Consider the following 21,536-nt stretch of genomic DNA (forward strand, 5'->3'; position numbering starts at 1 on the left):
GCGGATGTGGCAGCGGCCAAAACCCTCGCTACCATCACTTGCACGGCTTGGAATCCTTGACGTCGAATTTCCCGAGCACGCCGGAGACGACGAAATCATTGTAGTCCAGCAGCAGCGACCGCGAGACGCCGTTCTCGTAAAGCTCGAACGACATCGCATAGGCCGGCGTCTGCTCGCCGTCCGTCGGCTTGGTGTCACGGTCGTAATAGCTGACCGTGACCGGCCACCGCGTCAGCGATTTCATCGCATCGCTGGTGGTGGAGGGATCCGGCGTGGCGATGGTCCGGTCGCCTGGTATCGCCTGCCCGATCACCGACAGCGTGTTGTAAACCTTCTCGCCATTGTCGGAGCCATCATAGACCGTGAGCTCCAGCACGGATTTGCCGGCGCGCGCGGCCTCGATGATGCGCTGGATCTGCTGGGTCGGAAACACCGTGCTGCCGTCGAGCGTAAAGGTCTTGGCTTGCGGCTGTTTCAATTTGACCGTGACGTGGTCACCGGTGCGCTCGGCCACCCCGTCGACCGGGTTCGAGTCGGTGTCGTTCATCCGTGAATCGATCTTGAAGCGATAGCTCTTGCCATCGGCGTCTTCCCAGGAGCTCGAGCGCAGATCGCTCAACGTCACCTTGTCTTCGCCGCTTTGCAGTTCCGAGACCTGCCGGAATTCCGAGGAGTAGCCTTCGCAGGCGCTGCCGGTGAAGGTGTAGAGAATGCGCCCCCGCGCGCTGTCGACCGAACTGCCGCGCGACTTGACGAGGGTCAGATCATACAGCGCCTGATGCGGCAAAAACGGAATGCTCGCGCCGGCCTCGGCCCGGCTGCCGGTAAAAACCGATCCAAATGCGAGGACGGCGACGCTGAGCGCCAATGATCTGGCGCCGCGAGGCAAAATGAGTGACACGGTCATGTCTTTTCCTCGAAGGAGATTTGTCAGATTAGTGACGGCGCTATTGCGCCGCAACTAGGGCAAAAATCACAAAAAACGCCGAGACGGCAAGGTTTTTCAGGCTTCAAGGTTTTTCAGGCTTCAAGGTTTTTCAGGCTTGGCGCCGGATGCCCCTCACGGAAGCGGCAACGCAGACCGGCGCTGGCTTGCATGTAGTACCGCAATGCGCGAAACAATGTGCGCCCGATCACATCTCATCGGGTGCTGGTTCACATCAAACCTGGTTCACATCAGACGAGGACGAAACATGGCGGGTACGGTCGAACAAAAACTGGCGGCATTGGGCATTGTCTTGCATACGCCGCCAAGCCCGGTAGCCAATTACGTCGGGTTTGTGCGCACCGGCAATCTCTTGATCGTGTCCGGTCAGGTTTGCGTCGATCCCGAGGGCAAGCTGATCGCCAAGGGCAAGCTCGGCGCCGGCGTTACCGTGGAGCAAGGCAACGCGGCGGCGCGCGGTTGCGCGATCAACCTGCTGGCGCAGGTCAAGGCCGCGCTCGGCGACCTCGACAAGGTGGTGCGCGTGGTCCGTCTCGGCGGCTTCGTCAATTCGGCGCCCGACTTTCTCGACGGGCCGAAAGTCCTGAACGGCGCCTCCGACCTGATGGTCGCAGCCTTCGGCGACAAGGGCCGCCACGCCCGCACCACCGTCGGCGTTGCCTCGCTGCCGGCAGACGCAGCCGTCGAGGTCGAGGGGATATTCGAGGTCGTCTCCTAAGAAGGCCTCAGCCGGTGCGCGCCCCCGACTGGCTCACCGCGCGACCCGTGGCCCATCGCGGCCTGCACGACCGCGCCCGTGGCATCATCGAGAACATGCCGGGCGCGGTGACCGCCGCGATTGCGGGGAATTTCAGCATCGAGGTCGATATCCAGCTCTCGGCCGACGGCGAAGCCATGGTGCATCATGATGACGCGCTCGGCCGCCTCACCGAAGGGTCTGGCGCCTTGCGCAGCCTGACCGCCGCCCAACTCAAGGCGGCCGCGTTCAAGGATACGTCCGAGCGGATGATGTCGCTCGGCGATCTCTGCGCGCTGGTCGCGGGCCGAGTCCCGCTGGTGATCGAGGTCAAAAGCCATTTTGACGGCGACCGCCAACTGGTGCGGCGGATGTCGGAGGTTCTCGCGGCCTATCGCGGCCCCGTGGCCGGCATGTCGTTCGACCCCGATCAGGTGATGGCGCTGCGCGAAACGATGCCTCAGCTCGCCCGTGGCATCGTGGCCGAACGGCACTATAGCGAGGCTGACTGGCCGGAGGCTTCGCCCAGGCAGCGCCGGGACATGACGCATCTGCGCCACGGCTTCCGCAGCCGGCCGCATTTTGTGGCCTATCGGGTCGACGAATTGCCCGCCACCGCGCCCTGGATCGCCCACCACATTTTCGGGCTGCCGCTGTTGACCTGGACCGTGCGCACGGCTGAGCAACGCCAACGCGCCGCCCGCTACGCCGATCAGATGATATTCGAGGGGTTCGTTCCAGCAATCTGACGCCAAGAACTCTGACTCCGCTGATCTGACACACCGCCCCCCGTCACGCGACCCTTGAAGTCGCGCGTGCAATGCACGATCTTTGTCGGGTTGGTCACGATGTGCGATGGCCGATCGTGACATGAGGCCGGTCCAAGTCGTCGATGGCGCCATCCGAAATATCCCTCGAAGCAGTCCCTTCCGTCAGCGATATTCCGGCTGAGGATTGGGACGCCTGCGCCAATCCGGCGCCCGGTTCGGCCGGGCTCGAAGAGCTCGATACGCTGGCGCCGATCGACCCGGCCGACGGCTCCTGCGTCAGATCAAATCAAGGATATAACCCTTTCGTTTCACACGCTTTTTTATCGGCCGTGGAAACCTCCGGATCGGCCTGTGCGCGGACCGGTTGGGGTCCGCGGCATCTGCTCGCAAAACTCGATGGCGGCATTGCCGGCATCGTGCCCTGCTATCTGAAATCGCACTCGCAGGGCGAATACGTGTTCGATCGCGGCTGGGCCGATGCCTATGAGCGCGCCGGCGGACGCTATTATCCGAAACTGCAGGCCTCGGTTCCCTTTACGCCGGCGACCGGCCCGCGCCTGTTGATCCGCCATGGCGTCGATGCCGATGTCATCGGCGGCACCTTGGCCACGGGGCTCGTGGCGCTGTGCGAGGCCACCAAGGCCTCCTCGGTTCACGTTACGTTTGCCCGGCAGGCCGAACAGAAATTTCTGGCCGAGCACGAATTCCTGGAGCGCACCGACCAGCAGTTCCATTGGCACAACCAGGGCTACGCCAGCTTCGATGATTTTCTCGCCACCCTCAATTCGCGCCATCGCAAGGCGATCAAGCGCGAACGGCGCGAGGCGCTTAGCGCCGGGATCACCATCCACGCCCTCACCGGCAGCGACATCACCGAGGACGCCTGGGACGCCTTCTTCGAGTTCTACATGGAGACCGGCTCGCGCAAATGGGGCCGGCCTTATCTGACGCGGAAATTCTTCTCGCTGATCGGCGAGAGCATGAGCCGCGATGTGCTGCTGGTGATGGCCAAGCGCGACGGCCGCTGGATCGCCGGCGCGATCAATTTCATCGGCTCCGATACGCTGTTCGGCCGTAACTGGGGTGCGATCGAGCACCATCCGTTCCTGCATTTCGAGGTCTGCTATTACCAGGCGATCGATTTTGCGATCAAGCGCGGCTTGAAAACGGTGGAGGCCGGCGCCCAGGGCGAACACAAGATCGCGCGCGGCTACCTGCCGCAAACCACCTATTCGGCGCACTACATCGCCGACCCCGGACTGCGCCGCGCCATCGCGGACTATCTCAAGCGCGAGCGCGCCTATGTCGCCGAGGCCGGGCGCGAACTGACCGAGGCGGGCCCGTTCCGCAAAACCGACGAGGACCCGGCTTGACCGTCTGGACCAGCGCCATAAAACTGTAGCGTTTTCGAGCGAAGTGGATACCGGTTTGCGTCAAGAAAACGCGTCAAAACAAACGATCAGAACCGGACTTCAGGGAGCCGCCAAGGAGCAACCATGACCGCGTATGACCCCAGCAACATTTTCGCGAAAATCCTGCGTGGCGAGATCCCCTGCTACAAGGTCTATGAGAACGACCACGTGCTGGCATTTCTCGACATCATGCCGCGCTCGCCCGGCCACACTTTGGTGATCCCGAAGGCCCCCGCCCGCAACATCCTCGACATCGAGGCGGAGGATTTCGCCCATGTCGCGCGCGCCGCCCACAAGATCGCCCGGGCCGCGATAAAGGCGTTCGAGGCCAACGGCATCACCGTGGTACAATTCAGCGAGCCCGCCTCGGGGCAAGAGGTCTATCATTTGCACATGCACGTGATGCCGCGCCACGACGGCATCGCGCTACTGCCGCCGGCCAGCCGCAAGGAAGACGCCAAGGTGCTGGAAGCCAATGCGGCCAAGCTGATCGCGGCGCTGGGGTAGGTTCGTAGCCCGGATGACGGCAGGAAGCTTTACAGCAACGGCACCGTCATCCTGAGGTGCGCGCCATCCTCGGCGCGCCTCGAAGGATGCTATTCATCGTTGTGCCTGCGGCCATCCTTCGAGGCGCGCAAGAGCGCGCACCTCAGGATGACGATGCCGTTGCCGGAAAGTCCCGTCCCTCACTCCGTCTCGAAGTCGCCTGCCTGCGGCGGCGCCAGTGGGGTGAACTCGCAGCGGTCGGGTTTGATGTCGATCAGCGGCGTCTCGTCGAGGCAGTCGAGGCCGCGCACCAGAACCACATTGCCTTCGATCCCGACCAGTCTGACGATCGAGGTGCCGATCGGATTGGGCCGCACCGGCGAGCGCAGCGAGAACGTGCCGCGGGTCGATTTGTTGTTCTTCGGCGATTGCAGCACCAGATCGCGGCGCGACTGATGCAGCCAATAGAGCACTTCGAGATTGGCGTAGAAGTCGACGCCCTTGAGCGCCGGTACCCATGGCTCGAAGATCTCGAGCCGGCAGACCGGGCCATCGTGCCGCCCCTGCCGCGGCGTCGCCAGCCGCGAGGTCCAGGGGGTACGGATGCGGCCGATAAAGACCAGACCGGCATCGCGCCCGGTCGGCGCCTCGACGGCAACCTCCCCTTCGCGGACTTCACTCTCTCGCACCATGTCTCAATCCAATGAAATGTTTTGCGCTTTGATCACCGCCGACCACCTGGCACGGTCGGCATCGATGAACTCCTTGATAGCGGCGGCACTGCGCGGACGGAATACGGGAAAACCGATTTTTTCAAGCTGGGCACGAAATGCGTCATCGTTCATGGCGCGGTCGAGACTGGCGCTGATCCTGGCGGCGATGTCGTCCGGCAGCTTGGCCGGTGCGGCGATGCCATACCAGACGCTGACGCGATATTCGGGATAGCCGCTCTCGGCCATGGTCGGCACATCGGGAAGATCCGGGCTGCGCTGCTCCGAACTCACTGCCAACGCCCGCACCGATCCGGATCTAATCGGCGGCAACGCGGTGCTCATGGTGTCGAACATCACCTGGATATTGCCGGCGAGCAGATCGGCCAGCGCCGGGCCGGCGCCCTTGTAGGGAACGTGGGTCATCTCGATTCCCGTGATCTGCTTGAACATCTCGCCGGCCAGATGGATGGTGCCGCCGGTGCCCGCCGACCCGAAATTGATTTTGCCGGGATTTTGCCTGGCGTAGGCGACAAACTCCGCGACCGTCCTGGCCGGCACCGATGGATGCACCTCCATCACGACAGGCGCGTCGGTCATAATAGCCAGCATCCGGAAATCCCTGACCGGATCATAGGACAGCTTCTTGTACAGCATCGGGTTGAGGACGAGGATCGAACCCGCCGTGACAAACAACGTGTAGCCGTCGGGCTCCGATCGAGCGACCGCCTCGGCGCCGATCGCGCCCTGTGCGCCGGCCTTGTTTTCGATGATGACGGGCTGCTTCAAATCTCTGCCGAGAAAATCGCCGACCAGACGCCCGAAAAGATCGGTCGGGCCACCCGCGACATAGGGAACCACCAGCTTGATCGGATGCGCCGGGTAATCTGCCGCGCGTGCATCGCTCGCCATCATCGCAAGCAACGCGATGAGGCAGGTTACAAAACCTCCGACGCGCGCTTTCATGGAAACCTCCCGCGATGATTTTTTGTTGGTTCGAGCTTATCCGACCTACGATTCCGGGCAAGCTCGCCGGAAGGATATCAGCCCAGCCACCATTTGCCCGCGACCATCGCGATTTCGCCGCACACCACGCCGGCGAAGATCGATTTCCGTGACGCTAGATAGCCGGCAAACCCCACCGCGACCGCGGCGTAACGCAGCCAGTCCGGCACGCTCGCCAGCGCGCCCGGCGGTTGAACCAGGATTTCCGCGATGACGCCGGCGAGGATCGCGGTGGCCACCGCCCTCACCCAGACCAGCAGCTCGGACCCCTCATCGATGCCGCCGCCGAACCAAAGTCCGAGCATGCGCCATATCTGGTTGGGGATGACGCCCGCGACGAGCAGGATCAGCAAGGCGTGCCAGTCGCCCAGGAAACCACTGAGAATATCGCTCATGCGTGCGCCCGCCAGCGGTGAACGCCGTAAGCGATGGTGCCCGCGACCACGCCGCTGATCAGGATATCGACGCCGCTGTCGAGCTTGGCCGCCAGCGGAAACAGCAACAGCCCCAGGATCAATGCGACGACATCGGACAGTTCGCGGGAATTGCGCAAGGTGGAGAATAAAAATGCCAGCGGCGTCAGCATCAGGATCGCGGCGGCGAATAGCTGCGAGAGATTGGCCGCAAGACCGTAGCCGACCGCGGTCGCGGTGAGGCAGACCAGCACGAGACCGCAGCCGAGCCCATGGATGAAGGCGATCCGGCGCTCGCGCGGCACCTGCGGCAGGAAGCGAAAGCATTCGACCCACAGCGTGACCGCGGTGAGATGAGCGACCAATATCAGATGCCGCCGTTTGGTTTGCGGCGTCCGCAGCATCGGCAATACCGAAACCACCATTGGAAACAGCCGGATCGCGCTCACCGTCACGGCAATCGCGGCCTGGATCACGGTCGCACCCGAGCCGAGCGTCGAGATCAGGATGATCTGCGCCGGCCCCGCCCAAACGAAAGCGGTCGCGGCCAGCGCCCAACCGAGGCTGAAATGGCTGTCATGCGCGAGCGCGCCGATGCCGAGATAGGTCGCGAACAACACCAGCGTCAGAACCGTCGCTGCGATCGAGCGCATGCCCCAGCCGAATGCACTGAGCGAGCTATGCCATTGAGGGGAATCGAGCGGAGGGAGCGCCACGGCAATCCGGATCGGTTGAATCAGCCCCGCATAACGCTGAGCAAAGCTGTCCCCGTCAAGCGAATGGCATTCAGGGCCGCCATGCAGATCCGGCCCTCAGCTCCGTCCCTCAGCGATTTCCTGAGGATATCCACTGCGAGCAGGCTCGATGGCCGCGTTAAGGCCGCTCACGATGCGTGACGCGCGGAGCAAACAAAAGTGCCGATAATCTGGATTTGAATACCCATACCCGCCTTCTGCCCTGACCATGATCGGCGGATCAAGTACGTTGGCTAGTCCGTGGACAAGTCAAGTGAGCGGAAAAATCCGCGACCTGAGATGTTCGATCATTTGGCCGCGTCCTTCACGGTCACCAGTTTGCGGCCGTCCGGCAGCACGATCACGGACTCGACCGAATTGGCGATCTCGATCAGTTTGCGGCGGCTTCCGGTTCGCCATAAGGGCGAGTGGTGGTGAGTTTCATACGCGACTTTTCAGATCCAGTACCGCGTAACATTGATCGCGAAAGCCAACGGTACAGCTACACACACGCCGACGAAGCCGCACAGCGCGCCGAAAACGGTTTGGCTGAAGAGGGTCGAGCTGATCTCGATTCCATTGAGCGCACCAACCGCTCCCAGTGTCGCCATCAACCAAACTAGAGTTCGATCGTTTCTGGCTTCAGCTCCGACCGCGCGTCACGCTCGTCGGCTAACGCGAACCGGTCCCGCTACATCCTTCGATCCGCATTGGGGACATTGCCGCGCGCTAAGCGAGACGGGCTTTCCGCAATCCCGACAGTCGATCAGTCGCGAGTGTTTACCGGTCGCCGCGCTAACCATTTGCAGCTCCGGATGCCTGAATCGGTGGTTCTTTGTCTTTCTCTGCGGCACGTTTGAGTTTTTTTACATATGCGACGGCATCAGATCCTTGGTCGCCGTCGATCAACTCTCGTTTGATGATCTCATTTTCGAGTAGGGCAGCCAGAAAATCCGGCTCCAGTCTAACGCCGGACAGTCGCCGGACCTCTTTTCGAAGTGCCTCTACCATCGCTTCTGAGCGCAGAACCGCCGCTATCGTGAATTTGCTGCTGGTTTGTTTCTCGCTCAAAAGGTCTGCGAGGTTGTCTTTCGAGTAGCCCTCGGCAGTTAGGCTGCCAAAGCAGGCCACCACGTCGTCATTCTTGGAGTCACAGTTAAGCGCGTCAATTTCGAACACGAGCGTCTTGTCGATGGGCTTGCTGAAGCGAACGCAGTACAGACGCCATATCGCACCGTTCGATAGGACAACCCATGAAATACCTTCGTTGGCGGCATAGTCGACGGCTTGCTTAACGTGCTGGTCTTTGAGTTCGATATTGATGGCCTTGGCTTCGATCAGAAATCGCTTCTTCTCGTCCACGGTCACGGCTAAATCGACAGAGGTTCCACGGATCGAATGTTCGCTCGTCACTTCCTTGTATTTATCGTACCCGAAAACGTCCGCCAGCATGTCGGTGATGATGGTGACGGTGTCAGCTTCGCTGATGTCCCTTTTTTGGGCGGTCTTGAGCACGGCCTGGTATTTTTTAAGTTGCGCGGTTATGCGCGCGGAAACTTTCGCTGAAACACTCATTATAATCCCCCGGAGGCCGCAGGGATCATTTCGCAACCAGGAGGTGAGGGCAAGCACCGAAGTGCCCCTACGCGCCTCCTTCCGAGCGCCGGATAGGTCAACCAACGCGGATGACAGCGCGCAGGCTGACAATCTGCTGTCCTATAACGTTCGATCGGCTACGGCGATCGCCCTCTGCCGGCAACGCCGAGATCTGGACCCAACGTTGGACCCAACACAGCAATACAACACGTAACGAGGTGGTACGGTCGGCGGAATCAAGCCAACGAAACGCCTATAAACACCGATACAAGATGACCACCCGGTGTTGCCTACGACTGCCTCAGTCGGTCTTCAAACCCATTGTCGCAGGTTCGATCCCTAATCTATTGAGCGTTGGTACAAATGTTGGTATCGCTTCGACATCAAACTAAAATACTATGAAACATCAATTACTTAAACGTCACCCGTTATTTCGGAGCACGAAGCAGGCGCCGCCGGCATGGCGGATGCGATTGCAGAGATCGTCCGCCGCCGGACGCGTGTCGGTGCCGATACGCACCTGATAGAACGCGCGGGTGCCGCGGGTGCGCATCACCGAACTCAACAGGCTGGGGTCCTGATCGCCGATCACGGCGCCGAGCCGCTTGATGGCGCGGGCATACATCGCCAGCGCCTTGTTGCGATCGAAGCCAGCGGCGAGTTGCACGCCCCACAACCGGTCAGCGCCGAGCTTCACGTGCTGTTCGAGCTCGGTGACAAAGGGATTGGGCGCGCGACGCAGCAACGCCATCAATTCGCGGCAGCCGAGGCTCGAGGTAACAGGCGCGCGGGGGGCCGGCTTGCCGCTCCTGCTGGCCGCGGCCCAGTCATCGACCGTGGTGCCGGTGATGGCACTGACATAGTTGCGGGTCTCCTGCGGCATGCTACCGGAGCCGCTAAGCCATTCCTGCACCCGGCGTGGTCCGGCATTATAGGCCGCGGCGGCTAGTCCGAGATTGCCGAACTGGTTGCGCAATTCGCTGAGAAACTCCGCCGATTTCGGCAGCGCCTGCACCGGATCGAAGGGATCGAGCAGCCGGCGCTCGGTCGCGGTGCCCGGCATGAATTGCGCGATGCCTTGCGCGCGCTGGCCGCTGCGCGTGACCGGCCCCATGGCGTCGGACTGGAAGCGGCTCTCCTGCCAGATCACGCGGGCAAAGAACTCGACAGGCAGATCGTTCGACCGCGCCGCCGATTCGATCATCAGGCACATCGCCTCGCGGGTGCCGGAATCGCCCGAATCCTTGGGGTCGGTGTTGGGGATGGCGAGTTCTTCGACGCTTGGATGCACCACCCGGGGCGCGACGATGGCCGGTGCGTCCTCCGCCACGGCCGCTGCCGCCGGCCACCCCAGCACCATGACCGCAAGCCAGAGCGCCGCACACAGACCAGTCAAATTTGGCGCCGCCATATCCCGTTCCTCGGACCTGCCGGGCACTGCCTTTAAGAACACCATCCGGTTATTTGGCAATCATGGCGCGCATGTGGGGAGCGTGGATCAACCGGCGCGGGCAAAATCCCTGAAATACGCCCGATCAGGGCGGAGTTCGGTTTACGTTAACACGGTATTTTACCACCAGCGCCCTTTCGCTGGGCGTTGAGCGGTGCGTAAGGTTCCGCCTCTTGAGGTGGAGGAATATCGATGCAGGATCGACGCCAGAATACGCGCGACAAGGTTCTTTACGGTGGCGTCGCCAAATCAGGCGAAAGCGACACCGCGAAAGATTGCGTCGTCCGCAATATTTCCGAAAAAGGCGCCAGCATCGAGTTCAGCAACGTCGTCAGACTGCCCAGGGAGCAAATCTCGCTGACCATCGCCCGAAAAGGCCGCTCCTTCCTCGCCAACATCATCTGGTGGCGCGACAATTTCGTCGGCGTCGCATTTTCGGACGAGCCCCCTGCGCTGCCCGTCTCCGATCTGGATGAGCGGCTGCGCAAGAGCGAGGCGAAAAAGCGCCAGTTGCAGCGCCGCATCAAGGAGCTGTTGGGCGAAGGCTAGAGCATGATGAGATTAGGTTAGGTCGCGACGTCGAGCCCTTTTTCGCGTGCCATTCTACTTTGCATGGGGTTGTTTTCGCGATTTTGTGTTTGGCCCCTCCAGAGCATCCGGATCGCCTGTGCTGGCGCTGACGGCGAATCGATTCAACTCCAACCCATCATGCTCTAGAGGCGATCTGGATTTCACGGCGGCCCGTCATTGGCTTCAGGCGCGAACGTAAACCCAGGCGGAATTTCCGGAGCGAAGCAGGACCTGGATGCGCTTGTAGTCGGCGACTTCATAGTCGTCCGCCGCCTTCAATTCGGTATCCGTGATCCGAAACACCTTGCCCTTTACTTCGTCGCCGGGATTGTCGCTTGCCTCGACGATGGGATGGAATCGCTTGCCGCTTGTCCTGATCACCTCGGGCTCGGTGATTTCGACCAGGGATTGACGGTACCCGACCATGGCGTCCTCCTGCCCGTCCAGCAGCCGGCCAAAGGATGAAAGCTGAACTTCGTCCTGTTGCAGCGTTCCGTAGGAAAAAAGCAGAACCGTTCTCTCATCAGACATTGCCGTAACGTACCCCTTGGTCCCGTGTGCCGTGCGAACACGATACGGCATGTCACCAACAATGTCTGCTGGGCAGCGCCACAGCCGACTTTCACCGGGGCACGATTGCGAAACCAACTATCCGCCCATCGCCAGATGCGATAGCCAGTTGATGTGAAAAGTGAGGGCCCGACCACGATTATCGAGCACGCCGACGGACTGCCCCAGCCGCAACGCAACTGGGCGATCCTGACCATCGGGCTCGGCCTGGTCATCGCGGTGATCGATGGCTCGATCGCCAACGTCGCGCTGCCGACCATCGCCGAGTCGCTCAACGCCAGCCCGGCGTTTTCGATCTGGATCGTCAACGGCTATCAGCTCGCGATCACGATCTCGCTGCTGCCGCTGGCCTCGCTCGGCGAAATCATCGGCTATCGCCGGGTCTATCTGGCGGGACTTGTGCTGTTCACCCTGGCCTCGCTGTTTTGCGCGCTGTCGCATACGCTGCTGCTCTTGACCGTGGCGCGCATCGTGCAGGGCTTTGGCGCGGCGGGAATCTTGAGCGTCAACGCAGCATTGGTGCGCTACACCTACCCGCGCGCGCAGCTTGGACGCGGCATCGGTATCAATGCCCTGGTGGTCGCGATCTCGGCCGCGGTCGGACCCACCGTGGCGGCGGCCATTCTGGCGGTCGGAACATGGCCCTATCTGTTCGCCATCAACGTCCCGCTCGGCATCGTCGCGCTGGCGCTCGGCTGGCGTACCCTGCCGCACACCCTGCCCGCCGTTCACTCCTTTGACTGGCCGAGTGCGGCGCTGAGCGCGATCACGTTCGGCCTCGGCATCGCCGCGATCGACAGCGTCGGCCACGGCGAAACCCTGTTGTACTGCCTGTCGGAGTTTGCGATCGCGGCCGCCGCGGGCCTGCTGCTGGTGCTCAGGCAAACCCGCATGACCTCGCCATTGTTGCCGCTGGATCTCCTGCGCATTCCGATCTTCGCGCTGTCGATCTCCACTTCAATTGCCTCGTTCTGCGGCCAGATGCTGGCCTTTGTCTCGCTGCCGTTTTATCTTCAGAGTCAATTCGGATACACCGCCGTGCAGATGGGCCTCTTGATGACGCCCTGGCCGATCGCCGTCGCATTCGCCGCGCCTTTGGCTGGACGGCTGGTCGAGCGCTACCCTGCCGGACTTCTCGGCGGCATCGGGCTCGCGTTGTTCGCGGCCGGTCTCGGCACCCTCGCGCTATTGCCGGCCAACCCCACGACCTTCGATGTGGTGTGGCGGATGGCGCTGAGCGGCGCCGGTTTTGGTTTGTTTCAGACCCCCAACAACCGCACCATGATCGCGGCAGCGCCGCGCGAGCGCAGCGGCGGCGCCAGCGGCATGCTGGGAACGGCGCGCCTTTTGGGGCAGACCATGGGCGCCGCGCTGGTCGCGTTGTTCCTGGCGCGCTATCCGGCCGGAGGCACGCAGATCTCGCTGTCCGTCGGCGTCGGTTTTGCCCTGCTCGGGGCTGCCTTCAGCATGCTCAGATTGTCGCCCGCCGGCTCCCGCGGCGCCGAGCGGGTGCAGATCTACGATGACCAGCGCCTTACGGGCGAATGAACGAATGCCATCTCACTTCGACGGCGGCTCGGTAATGGCTTTGCGAATCGACGCAAGCGGCGCGGTATCGTCGAAATCGAGGCCGCCCTCGTGTACCTTCAGGCCGAGATCGCGCCAAAGACCGTCGAGATCGGGCGTGACCGGCTGCGATCCCCATTGATCGTGCAGGCGGGTGAGGACATCGAGCCCCACGGCCTTGTCCGCGGTCGAAAGAATCCGCTGGATCGGCCAGTTCTGTTCGTGATTGCCGCCGGCGGCGAGCACACCGCGCATGGCATCCTGCAAGCCCAGTCGGTTGTTGCTGCGTTTGCGAATTTCAACATCGGCGAACAGAGCGAACATCGCGCCGCCCCAATATTTGCGGCCCCAGGTATCGGTGTTGTCGAGTCCCTCATCGCCCGATTGCGGCAGCCCCTTCGGCATATCTCGCATCATCGCCAGCCAGATCTCCCGTGGTGAGAGGTCGCCCGCCTGGGTACGCGCGATCGGCTCGACATAGACCGCCAGGCCCTCCGACAGCCAGTTGTAGCGCTCCTCCATATCGGGAAGCGCGGTGTGCACCATCTCATGCACCAGCACCCAATCGCGACGGAGATTGCCTTCGTCGGAGTCGCGTCCGACCAGCACCCGGATCGCGGCGCCGCGATAACCCCATGTCGTTCCGCCGCGAACGCCGGGACCGTCGATCGGCACCAGCAGCAACCTGAGCGATTTGACGGGAAAACGGCCGTAATAGGTGGCGACCGCCTTCGCCGACATGCGGACCCAATCGAGGATTTTTTGCTTCGGCAACGCCGTTTCGCCCGGGGCAAAGCCTGCGTGAATAACGCCCTCCGGCACGTCGATGTCGGTTTTGGCCAGCCTGTCGAAGGCAGCGTAAGGCATGCCCTCGCCTCGGAGATATTCCGATTGAGCGTGCGAGCGCCACGACAGGCCCCCTGCCAGCAACAGCCCGATCACGGTCGATGCGACCAAACCGATACGCCCTGGATATTTCATGCAGAGCCCTGCCGATGTTGCGGGATCGCATTGGCTCCAACGCCCGCAGCGGTCTTATCTGCGAGGAACGTCTCCACCATCGCGAAGAGATCGCCGAGCATCGCTGCCAGCAGGATTTCGCCCTTGGCCTGACTGGCCAATGTCGGATCGCCGAAACTGCCGGAACGGCTGTAATTCGGCGACGTCGCATCCGATGGCGTGAGCGCGCCCGGCGCCTGCTGTCGAAGCACGGGGCTCGCCTCGGCGCGCGCCATATCGACCATATCAGGGGCGAGCGCCAGTATCAGCGAGGTCTCGAGTTCATCGGCATGGCTGCCGTGACTTTGCTGCGCAAGCTCCGCCGCCGCACCGCGATACATCGGCCCATCGTGAATTCGAAGATGCATCACGTCTGTGTTGGTGAGCCGCGCCAGCGCGCGCTCCACCGGCGCCAGCGTGCTGATGCCGCTATCGAGCACAAACAAAGCGCGGCATCCAAACCGCATGATGCCCGCCGCAATCTCCTGGATCAGGCCCTCGAAGGCGCCCGCGGACAGGCTGATGCTGCCGGCATAGTCGACAAAGGCCGGATAGTAACCGTAATTCACGGTCGGCCAGATCAGCGCGTCGAAACGATCGGCGATGCGTACCGCCAGCCACTCGGCCTGCACGCGGTCGGTATTCATCGGCAGATGAAATCCGTGTTCCTTGGACGCCGCGCCGATCGGCAAAATGGCGACGGCACCTTGCGCAAGGCGCCGCGCGACCTCGTCCCAGGTCAGGCGTTCGACAAAACGGTCGGTGGCATCACTCGTCACGCGCCCGACTTTCAGGTTCCAGCACTTTCAGGATTCGGCCGAGACACCCGTCAGCAGCCCTGCCGCGATCCAGCCATGGAGATATCCCGCGCCCCGCGCGGCCGCGCCGTCGGGGTCGTCATAGGTTGCGAGCATCGAACAGAGCACGCCGAACGGAATGCCGCCGGACGCCTCGTCCCACATCATCGCTTCCTCGGCGGAGAGTTCGCGAAACATCGGCGTTACGTCTTGCCGCCAGATCAAGAGACGCGCCGGCTGCTCCAAGGATACCGCATCCGGCGGCATCTCGTCTTCCTTGAGCGAAAGCCAGACGGCCGCGACATTGGTCGAGAGGTCGAGCCGGCATGAACTGGGGTGCGCTTCGAATCTCAGCTCATTCCAGGCTTCGGGCGCAAAGCCGGCCATATCGGCGAGTTGCACCACCGGTGCATCCTTGGCGTCGAACGCGTCGTTGAGGGCCTTCTCGAGCGCGGCAAGATCGGACAGGATGGGATACTCGCCATACGACGCCGTCTTCAGGAAATCGGGCAAGCCCTGGCTGAACCAGCGCAGATTGGGGTTCTGCGACGGATTGGCGGCGACATAGGCCTGCCCGATCTCGTCGAACATCTCGTCGCCGACATAGCTGTGCAGCAGCTTGTGATCATTGCGCAGCGCCTCGACCAGCCGCGAGCCGTAGGCGTATTTGTAGACGCCAAACAGGACTTCGCGCTTTTCCTTTGGACTGTCGAGGATTTCGGCCAGAACCTTGTCGTCGCCGCTCAGGATGCCGCGCTGGAAATCGCTCTGCTTGCGCGCGAAGTCGCTCATCCCTCGCGCCGAACCGGCGGTAGGATCTGCGCCGCGATCTCTCGGGTCTGGTTGACTTCGACCATGAGCTCGTCGAGCGAAGGGATGTTGTCATCGCGCTCGATCATGGTGGAGACGCGTCCAAAGCGCCGGATCGCCGCGGCGTAGAGCTCCCATACCTCGTTGCAGACCGGATGATCATGGGTATCGATGATGTGGGTGCCCATGTGGCTGTGGCCGGCCAGATGGAATTGAACCACGCGATCGGCGGGAATGCCTTCCAGGAACGTGCGCGGATCATAACCATGGTTGAAGGCGCTGACATAGACGTTGTTGACGTCGAACAGCAGCCAGCAGCCGGACCGCCGCGAGAGTTCCGACAAGAACTCCCACTCCGTCATTTCGGAATTGTTGAATTGCAGATAGGTCGAGACGTTCTCGAGCACGATGGCGCGGCCGAGATAATCCTGCACCAGTTGCACGCGGCTGACGACGTGATCGAGCGCCTCGTTGGTGTAGGGAATCGGCAGTAGATCGTGCAGGTTCTTGCCGTGGACGCCGGTCCAGCACAGATGGTCCGAAATCCATTTCGGTTCGACGCGCCGGGCGAGATCCTTCAGGCCTGCGAGATATTCGAAGTTCGGCGGCGCGGTCGATGCAATCGAGAGCGACACACCGTGCATGACCACCGGATAGCGCTCGCGAATCCGGTCGAGCACGCGAAGCGGCTGGCCGCCTGGCAACATGTAGTTCTCGCTGATCACCTCAAACCAGTCGATCGGCGGATTGCCGCTGAGAATTTCGTCGTAATGCTGCGCGCGAAGTCCGAGACCAAAGCCGAGGTATGGCGGCTTGGCCGATATCATCTCACGGTCATCGACCGATGCCGACGGTAGCAGTTTACTTGCGATATTCATGCTGCCGATCCTAGCACAACCCTATCCTATCAGGAACAAGAGGACCCGGCATAAGCCGGATCCTCTTTAAGCCGGTTATTGGGCTTCCTTGGTGGCGTGCGTCAGGACGGCTCGAACTTGCCCTTGGCAGCGGCGCACTTGTCCTTGGTCATGGCGGCGAAGCCCTGGCCCTTGCAGGCATTCTGGCCCTTGCAGGAGTGATTGCCACCCTTGCAGGCGCTCTGGCCCTTGCAGGCATTGGCGCCGACGCAATGACCATCGTCGGCCGCGTAGGCCGTCGTCGACATGGTGGCACCGGCCAAGAACAAGGTCGCGGCAGCGGCGGCGATAGCAGCACCAGACTTGGAATTCATCTTCATGTGCAGTCCTCCCAAAGGGGTTTTGGCAAGAGTACGCCGACTACAGGCCTTGCAACGAAATCCGACCGATAGACTCGCACCCAGCGATGATTACGGTTCAGAAAGAAATTGGTTACGCGTCAGGTTAAATTTAGTTCCGGCTTTAAGCAGAATACCGGTCCCCGAATTCGATCAGCGGAGCCGAGATTCCCGTCACGGTCGTTCGGATATCGAAGGCCCGGCATCGAAGTGCCGGACCTTCGTTGGCAGAAGGCGATCAGGACTTGACGTACTTGCCGCCGATGTTGCCGCACTGCCTCGCCGAAGTCTTGGAGAAGCCGAGACCCTTGCAGGCGTTCAGGCCCTTGCAGGAGTTCGAGGCGCTCTTGCAGGCGCTCTGGCCCTTGCAAGCGTTGGCACCGAAGCACTGGCCGCTCGCGGCCTGTGCGCTGGTCGATACCACCGAAACGGTAGCGCCGGCGAGGAAAAGGGTAGCGGCGGCAGCGGCGAGCGTAGCACCTGATTTGGATTGCAACTTCATGACGATCTCCTCGATGATTGTTTTGAAACCAGACAACATGACGCCGTGAGCATCCGATGATCGGTCGATCACAGAACCGCACAACGAACGGAAGTACGAGATGCCCATCAAATCGCGGAGACCACGTGAAGACCCGTAGTCTCCGCGATTGGAATATTCATCCACGCAGAGATACGGACACCAAATGATTTGGTTACAGCCGGTTCAAAGAAAATTGCTTTTTTTTAATTTCGTCGCTGATCCGAATTTTTGCAGTGCAAAAAATATCACCGCCCGTTCACAACTAAAGATTGCCGGCATCAAGGCGCGGTCGCGGCCATGATCAGCTTGATCGCTTCGTCGCTGTCCCATCCGGCGCCACCGGAAATGGCGGCGATCTCGCAGCCTTCACCATCGACCAGCACCGAGGTTGGCATCCCCAGCGCCAAGCCCGCGCTCTTAAGATCCTGAAACACCTTGGCTTTCTGATCCGCAAAGAAGTCGAGGCGAGAAAGATTGCCGTCCTTCAGGAAGGCCTTCGGCTTGTCTGGGCCGCTTGTGTCGATGTTGACGGCCACAACCTCGAAATTCTTCGACCCAAGCTTGCCCTGGAGGTTGTCGAGCGCCGGCATCTCCTTGCGGCACGGCACGCACCAGGTCGCCCACAGGTTCAAGAGCACCGTGCGTCCCTTCCAGTCCGACAGCTTCTTCGGGGCACCGGCCGCATCCAGGAACGCGAGGTCCGGCAACTGCAACGGCTTGGTCGCGACCGTCAAGGCGCCCACGTCGCCTTTTACCAGCGGCGCAATCTTACTCGAAAGCGCGAGCGCTTGGGTACATGGGCTTTGTGCGAACGCTTTGGAAATATCGAAAAGGCCGGCGAATGCAACCGACGCCGCGATCAAGCACGCGCCCGATGTAACCCGGGCGCGGCGATAATGAGAGGTGCGGCTTTGCGAATAAGTGTCGGGCATATTCTTTGTCTTTCCGGATCGCGAAGTCCCTCGCGCCGCCTTCTCAGTCGAGCGCGGTGCGCGCCGGCTTCAGTTTCGCCATTTGCTGCACGGTGGTCTTGAGCTCTTCGGCGTTGAACGACGGATATGAGCAGATCCGGTTGCTGCACGCGAACGCGGCCGGTTCACCCATATCGGGATATTCGACATCCGGGTTAGGTAATTTGCCCTCGCGCGGGTCGAGCCATTCGAGACGCTTGTAGCTCGCCGGGAACGCCCGTGCGGTCGCAAACAGCGCCTGGGCGCGCGGATCGTCCTTGTGCCCGACAATGGTCATATGCGTCGGTTCGACCGCCAGTTCCTCATCGGCGAGCAGTACGCCGGGCAGCGGCCGGCCCATATCGACGGCAGCGGCTGTCAGATATTTCATCGCGTACGCGGCATAGTCCTTGTAGGTATCGTTGCCGAAATAGCGATTCAGCATATTCATGAAGCGAACGACCTGGGTCTGGTCATCGACGAGTTTCGCGGGCTTGGCGAACACGCCGACATTGGCTTCCGTCGTTTTCGAGGTGAAGAAGCCGCCGGCATCGTCCTTGAAGGTAACGCCGATGAAGTCGCCGGCATTGCCGGCATCGGTCAGGAAGTCGCGGTTGCCGGTCGCCACATACAGATCGAGATAGGCCTGCCCCATCGCCAGCGTGTCGCCCAAGAACGGTCCGCCGCGATCGGTCTCGCCATGGCGAAATCCGCCATTCGGGAGCGCGCGATTGTCCTTGACCCACTTCGCGGCTCGCTCAGCCATCGCCAGTATCTTGGGATCGTTGGTGACGTTGTAATACCCGGTCAATCCACTGATCGCCCAGCCATTCTCGCGGGCGTAGATATTGTTGTCGATGCGCGGCAGGCCGAGCTTGCGACGATCGTCGTTGCCGAGCGCGTAATATTTGTGGCCGTCGGTGTTGTGGTCGAGATCGGCGTCCTGGCTGACGTAGAAAGCGCCATCGGGGCTCATGAGAAAGCCCGCGAGGTAGCGCTCGACGTCTCCGGCCGCGGTGAGATATTTCGGGTCTTTCCACTGCGCATAGGCCTGGCTGTACTGCCGCAGATATTGCGCCTGGAACGACATGATCTTTTCGAAATGCGGGTGCGCCCACGATCCCGCTTCGGAATACTGGAACGCGCCGCCCCAGACCGGATCGATCAGCGCCAATGCTGCGTCAAATGTCTGCTTGGCTCGCTGGGTTGCGACGGCGTCGCCGGCCTCGGCGCGGCTCATCGCGTAGTCCATGCTGTCCGCATCGATGAATTTCTGGCTGTCTCCCCAACCGCCGATTTTGTCCTCATAGGATTCATCGTAATTCTTGACGAGCTCGGCGCGCTCATCCTTTGGAAGGAAGGTCGTCGTGGTCGGCTTGACTTCGAAGGCTTCGCCGACCGAGGGGCCCGGCGACGGATCATCGATCACGGCTTTCAGCAGGGCCTGCATCCGCTCCGGCTCGATGTAGCCCCGGATCTTGGCGATCTCGGTTCCGTCCGAATTAAAAACGATGGTCGCCGGCCAGCCCCAATCGCCGTAGCGGTTGGACAGATCCGGATTGGCATCCTGATCGACCCGCACTGGCAGATATTTCGAACCCATGAGCTCGATGACCTTGGGGTCCGCATAGGTCGTCTTTTCCATCACATGACACCAATGGCACCAGACCGCTTCGAGATCGAGGATCACGAAACGTTTTTCGGCCGTAGCGCGGGTAAATAAATCCTTGTTCCATCCGTTCCACTGGATAGCCGGATCCGCTGCAAATGACGGCGACGCGGCGAAGATGGCGGTGAATGCCAGAGCACGGACGATTTTCATGAAGTCTCCCTGAAGTCGCAGACCTTGGGCGTTGAAAGAGCTACGCACCCTGAAAACAGACGGCTCAGCATTTTCGTTGTGTCACGTGAACGTGAGCGCGCCTCAGGTCGATTTCTCCGGATGTCCAGTAAAATTGACCAGCAACCGATCCAGCGATGCCGCGCCGGGACCCGCGATGGCAAGCCACATGAACGCCGCGAAATAAGTCGCTTCCTCGAAACCGAACAAGGTCTCGATCGAATCGACGTCGCCCCATTTCGCGGACTTGATGGCGACCACCATCACCACCGCCAGCATCGCCGCCGGAATCCGGGTGAACAGGCCGAGGATCAGCATGACGCCGCCGAAGCATTCAACGCCGGACACGAACGGCGTCAGAATCCTGGGGAACGGAATGCCCCAATCGATGAAATTAGCGGTCACTTGCGACAGGTTGGTGAGCTTGCCCCAACCCGACAGCATGAAGACGTAGCCGACGACCAGCCGCATGATCAGCGGGCCCGCCCACGGGAAATAGGACGCGATCCGTGCCGGCAGCAGAATCAGCAGATTAACGATGAAATTCATTTCGCCCCCTGTGAATGTTCGAATCTTAGGTCGATGCCGGAGTTTCGTCCCCGATCATCGCCTTGTTACGTCAGCATCAGCCGAAATTAGCCAGCGAGGGAAAATTCTCCATCAGCCAGATGCTGAAGGTCGACATCGAGCCGGTCAGAAAGCCTATTCCCGTCAACACCATAAGCACGCCCATGGCCCGCTCTACGGTTGCCAGATGCCGCTTCAGCCGGGCCAGCACCGAGGAGAATTGCTCGATCATAAAGGCCGCCAGCAGGAACGGAATGCCGAGGCCCGCGGAATAGATCGCGAGCAAACCGGCGCCTTTGGTCACCGTCGCCTCGGCCGCGGCAACCGACAGGATCGCGGCCAGGATCGGCCCAATGCAGGGCGTCCAGCCGAATGCGAACGCTAACCCCATCACATAGGCGCCCCACATACCTACCGGCTTCGGCGCGGTCAGTCGCCCCTCGCGCATCAGCAACGCGATCCGCGTCAGCCCGAGAAAATGCAGCCCCATGATGATGATGACAATCCCGGCCGCGATCGACAGTTGCGCCGACCAGGCGCGGATAAACCCGCCAATCAGGCTTGCGCTGGCACCAAGCGCGACAAACACGGTGGAGAAGCCGAGCACGAACATCGCAGCCGACATCATCACCGCGCGCCTCGACGCCGATGCGGTGTTGTCGTTCGCCACCTGTTCGATCGTCGCGCCGGTCAGATAAATCAGATAAGGCGGCACCAGCGGCAGCACGCAGGGCGACAGAAAACTGATGATTCCGGCGAGGAAGGCGGCCGGGATCGAAACATCGTGGATCATGGCGCCACCGGCTGTTGCAAGGGATGAGATGAGATAAG

The 21,536-nt window shown here is 61.5% G+C and carries 26 protein-coding genes; 7 read left to right on the plus strand and 19 right to left on the minus strand.

All coding sequences use genetic code 11. The features are described from left to right. Window positions 1-34 precede the first annotated feature (34 nt). The gene (locus tag GSQ88_RS30315; protein ID WP_159011556.1) at window positions 35-907 is read right to left on the minus strand and encodes a cell envelope integrity EipB family protein; all 873 of its coding nucleotides are present in this window, start codon (window positions 905-907) and stop codon (window positions 35-37) included. Between the two features lie 286 nt (window positions 908-1,193). Here GSQ88_RS30315 and GSQ88_RS30320 point away from each other — a divergent pair, with 286 nt between their 5' ends. The 4 genes from GSQ88_RS30320 to GSQ88_RS30335 all read left to right on the plus strand — a co-directional run bounded on the left by GSQ88_RS30320 (window position 1,194) and on the right by GSQ88_RS30335 (window position 4,371). Continuing rightward, on the plus strand, window positions 1,194-1,664 hold the full coding sequence (locus GSQ88_RS30320) for a RidA family protein (RefSeq protein WP_159011558.1): 471 nt from the start codon (window positions 1,194-1,196) through the stop codon (window positions 1,662-1,664). A 14-nt stretch (window positions 1,665-1,678) separates the two neighbouring features. Beyond that, on the plus strand, window positions 1,679-2,431 hold the full coding sequence (locus tag GSQ88_RS30325; protein WP_159011560.1) for a glycerophosphodiester phosphodiesterase: 753 nt from the start codon (window positions 1,679-1,681) through the stop codon (window positions 2,429-2,431). Between the two features lie 143 nt (window positions 2,432-2,574). Next, on the plus strand, window positions 2,575-3,825 hold the full coding sequence (locus tag GSQ88_RS30330) for a GNAT family N-acetyltransferase (protein WP_159011562.1): 1,251 nt from the start codon (window positions 2,575-2,577) through the stop codon (window positions 3,823-3,825). A 123-nt stretch (window positions 3,826-3,948) separates the two neighbouring features. Next, on the plus strand, window positions 3,949-4,371 hold the full coding sequence (locus tag GSQ88_RS30335) for an HIT family protein (RefSeq protein WP_159011564.1): 423 nt from the start codon (window positions 3,949-3,951) through the stop codon (window positions 4,369-4,371). Window positions 4,372-4,550: 179 nt separating this feature from the next. Here GSQ88_RS30335 and tsaA read toward each other — a convergent pair whose 3' ends face one another. The 4 genes from tsaA to GSQ88_RS30355 form a co-directional block, all read right to left on the minus strand. After that, window positions 4,551-5,042 (minus strand): tRNA (N6-threonylcarbamoyladenosine(37)-N6)-methyltransferase TrmO, encoded by a 492-nt coding sequence (tsaA, locus tag GSQ88_RS30340; RefSeq protein ID WP_159011566.1) that lies wholly within the window; start codon window positions 5,040-5,042, stop codon window positions 4,551-4,553. A gap of 3 nt (window positions 5,043-5,045) precedes the next feature. Beyond that, the gene (locus GSQ88_RS30345; protein WP_246785127.1) at window positions 5,046-6,026 is read right to left on the minus strand and encodes a Bug family tripartite tricarboxylate transporter substrate binding protein; all 981 of its coding nucleotides are present in this window, start codon (window positions 6,024-6,026) and stop codon (window positions 5,046-5,048) included. Between the two features lie 77 nt (window positions 6,027-6,103). Further along, entirely contained in the window at window positions 6,104-6,460 is a 357-nt protein-coding gene (locus GSQ88_RS30350; RefSeq protein ID WP_159011569.1) for an AzlD domain-containing protein, read from the minus strand. Further along, on the minus strand, window positions 6,457-7,194 hold the full coding sequence (locus GSQ88_RS30355) for an AzlC family ABC transporter permease (protein WP_159011571.1): 738 nt from the start codon (window positions 7,192-7,194) through the stop codon (window positions 6,457-6,459). Before GSQ88_RS30355 ends, GSQ88_RS30350 begins: the two co-directional genes overlap by 4 nt. Window positions 7,195-7,512: 318 nt before the next feature. On the opposite strand from GSQ88_RS30355, the gene GSQ88_RS35385 reads away from it, so the two are divergent. Then, a complete protein-coding gene (locus tag GSQ88_RS35385) occupies window positions 7,513-7,650 on the plus strand; it encodes a hypothetical protein (RefSeq protein ID WP_210253926.1) in 138 nt (45 codons plus the stop codon). Between the two features lie 17 nt (window positions 7,651-7,667). On the opposite strand, the gene GSQ88_RS35390 is transcribed toward GSQ88_RS35385, so the two are convergent. The 3 genes from GSQ88_RS35390 to GSQ88_RS30365 form a co-directional block, all read right to left on the minus strand. Further along, window positions 7,668-7,823: a hypothetical protein gene (locus GSQ88_RS35390; protein ID WP_210253927.1), complete on the minus strand. Its 156-nt coding sequence runs from the start codon at window positions 7,821-7,823 to the stop codon at window positions 7,668-7,670. Between the two features lie 184 nt (window positions 7,824-8,007). Next, a complete protein-coding gene (locus tag GSQ88_RS30360) occupies window positions 8,008-8,787 on the minus strand; it encodes a type I restriction enzyme HsdR N-terminal domain-containing protein (protein WP_159011574.1) in 780 nt (259 codons plus the stop codon). Between the two features lie 442 nt (window positions 8,788-9,229). Then, window positions 9,230-10,219, minus strand: a complete 990-nt coding sequence (locus GSQ88_RS30365) for a transglycosylase SLT domain-containing protein (RefSeq protein ID WP_174248155.1) — start codon at window positions 10,217-10,219, stop codon at window positions 9,230-9,232. A 231-nt stretch (window positions 10,220-10,450) separates the two neighbouring features. On the opposite strand from GSQ88_RS30365, the gene GSQ88_RS30370 reads away from it, so the two are divergent. Further along, window positions 10,451-10,807, plus strand: a complete 357-nt coding sequence (locus tag GSQ88_RS30370; RefSeq protein ID WP_159011580.1) for a PilZ domain-containing protein — start codon at window positions 10,451-10,453, stop codon at window positions 10,805-10,807. Window positions 10,808-11,011: 204 nt separating this feature from the next. Here GSQ88_RS30370 and GSQ88_RS30375 read toward each other — a convergent pair whose 3' ends face one another. Continuing rightward, window positions 11,012-11,359 (minus strand): gamma-glutamylcyclotransferase family protein, encoded by a 348-nt coding sequence (locus GSQ88_RS30375; RefSeq protein WP_159011583.1) that lies wholly within the window; start codon window positions 11,357-11,359, stop codon window positions 11,012-11,014. Between the two features lie 180 nt (window positions 11,360-11,539). Between GSQ88_RS30375 and GSQ88_RS30380 the strand changes: the two genes are divergently transcribed. Beyond that, a complete protein-coding gene (locus GSQ88_RS30380; protein WP_159011616.1) occupies window positions 11,540-12,946 on the plus strand; it encodes an MFS transporter in 1,407 nt (468 codons plus the stop codon). 12 nt (window positions 12,947-12,958) lie between these two features. Here the strand turns inward: GSQ88_RS30380 and GSQ88_RS30385 are convergent, their stop codons facing one another. The 10 genes from GSQ88_RS30385 to GSQ88_RS30430 form a co-directional block, all read right to left on the minus strand. Next, entirely contained in the window at window positions 12,959-13,945 is a 987-nt protein-coding gene (locus GSQ88_RS30385) for a hypothetical protein (RefSeq protein ID WP_246785128.1), read from the minus strand. Further along, a complete protein-coding gene (locus GSQ88_RS30390; protein ID WP_159011585.1) occupies window positions 13,942-14,742 on the minus strand; it encodes a creatininase family protein in 801 nt (266 codons plus the stop codon). Before GSQ88_RS30390 ends, GSQ88_RS30385 begins: the two co-directional genes overlap by 4 nt. A gap of 27 nt (window positions 14,743-14,769) precedes the next feature. Further along, window positions 14,770-15,552 (minus strand): HvfC/BufC N-terminal domain-containing protein, encoded by a 783-nt coding sequence (locus GSQ88_RS30395; RefSeq protein WP_159011587.1) that lies wholly within the window; start codon window positions 15,550-15,552, stop codon window positions 14,770-14,772. Beyond that, a complete protein-coding gene (bufB, locus tag GSQ88_RS30400; RefSeq protein WP_159011619.1) occupies window positions 15,549-16,397 on the minus strand; it encodes an MNIO family bufferin maturase in 849 nt (282 codons plus the stop codon). Before bufB ends, GSQ88_RS30395 begins: the two co-directional genes overlap by 4 nt. A gap of 152 nt (window positions 16,398-16,549) precedes the next feature. Continuing rightward, on the minus strand, window positions 16,550-16,807 hold the full coding sequence (gene bufA2, locus GSQ88_RS30405; RefSeq protein ID WP_349628247.1) for a BufA2 family periplasmic bufferin-type metallophore: 258 nt from the start codon (window positions 16,805-16,807) through the stop codon (window positions 16,550-16,552). A 256-nt stretch (window positions 16,808-17,063) separates the two neighbouring features. Then, entirely contained in the window at window positions 17,064-17,327 is a 264-nt protein-coding gene (gene bufA2 / locus GSQ88_RS30410; protein WP_159011589.1) for a BufA2 family periplasmic bufferin-type metallophore, read from the minus strand. Window positions 17,328-17,626: 299 nt separating this feature from the next. Next, window positions 17,627-18,280, minus strand: coding sequence for a thiol:disulfide interchange protein TlpA (gene tlpA / locus GSQ88_RS30415; protein ID WP_159011590.1), 654 nt, complete (start codon window positions 18,278-18,280; stop codon window positions 17,627-17,629). Between the two features lie 43 nt (window positions 18,281-18,323). Then, a complete protein-coding gene (locus GSQ88_RS30420; RefSeq protein WP_159011592.1) occupies window positions 18,324-20,120 on the minus strand; it encodes a DUF255 domain-containing protein in 1,797 nt (598 codons plus the stop codon). Between the two features lie 102 nt (window positions 20,121-20,222). Next, on the minus strand, window positions 20,223-20,687 hold the full coding sequence (locus GSQ88_RS30425) for a DoxX family protein (RefSeq protein ID WP_159011594.1): 465 nt from the start codon (window positions 20,685-20,687) through the stop codon (window positions 20,223-20,225). A gap of 76 nt (window positions 20,688-20,763) precedes the next feature. Further along, window positions 20,764-21,498: a cytochrome c biogenesis CcdA family protein gene (locus GSQ88_RS30430; protein WP_159011596.1), complete on the minus strand. Its 735-nt coding sequence runs from the start codon at window positions 21,496-21,498 to the stop codon at window positions 20,764-20,766. Window positions 21,499-21,536 lie beyond the last annotated feature (38 nt).

Origin of the sequence: Bradyrhizobium sp. S69 (assembly GCF_009766005.1) — a bacterium.
Classification (GTDB): Bacteria; Pseudomonadota; Alphaproteobacteria; order Rhizobiales; family Xanthobacteraceae; genus Bradyrhizobium.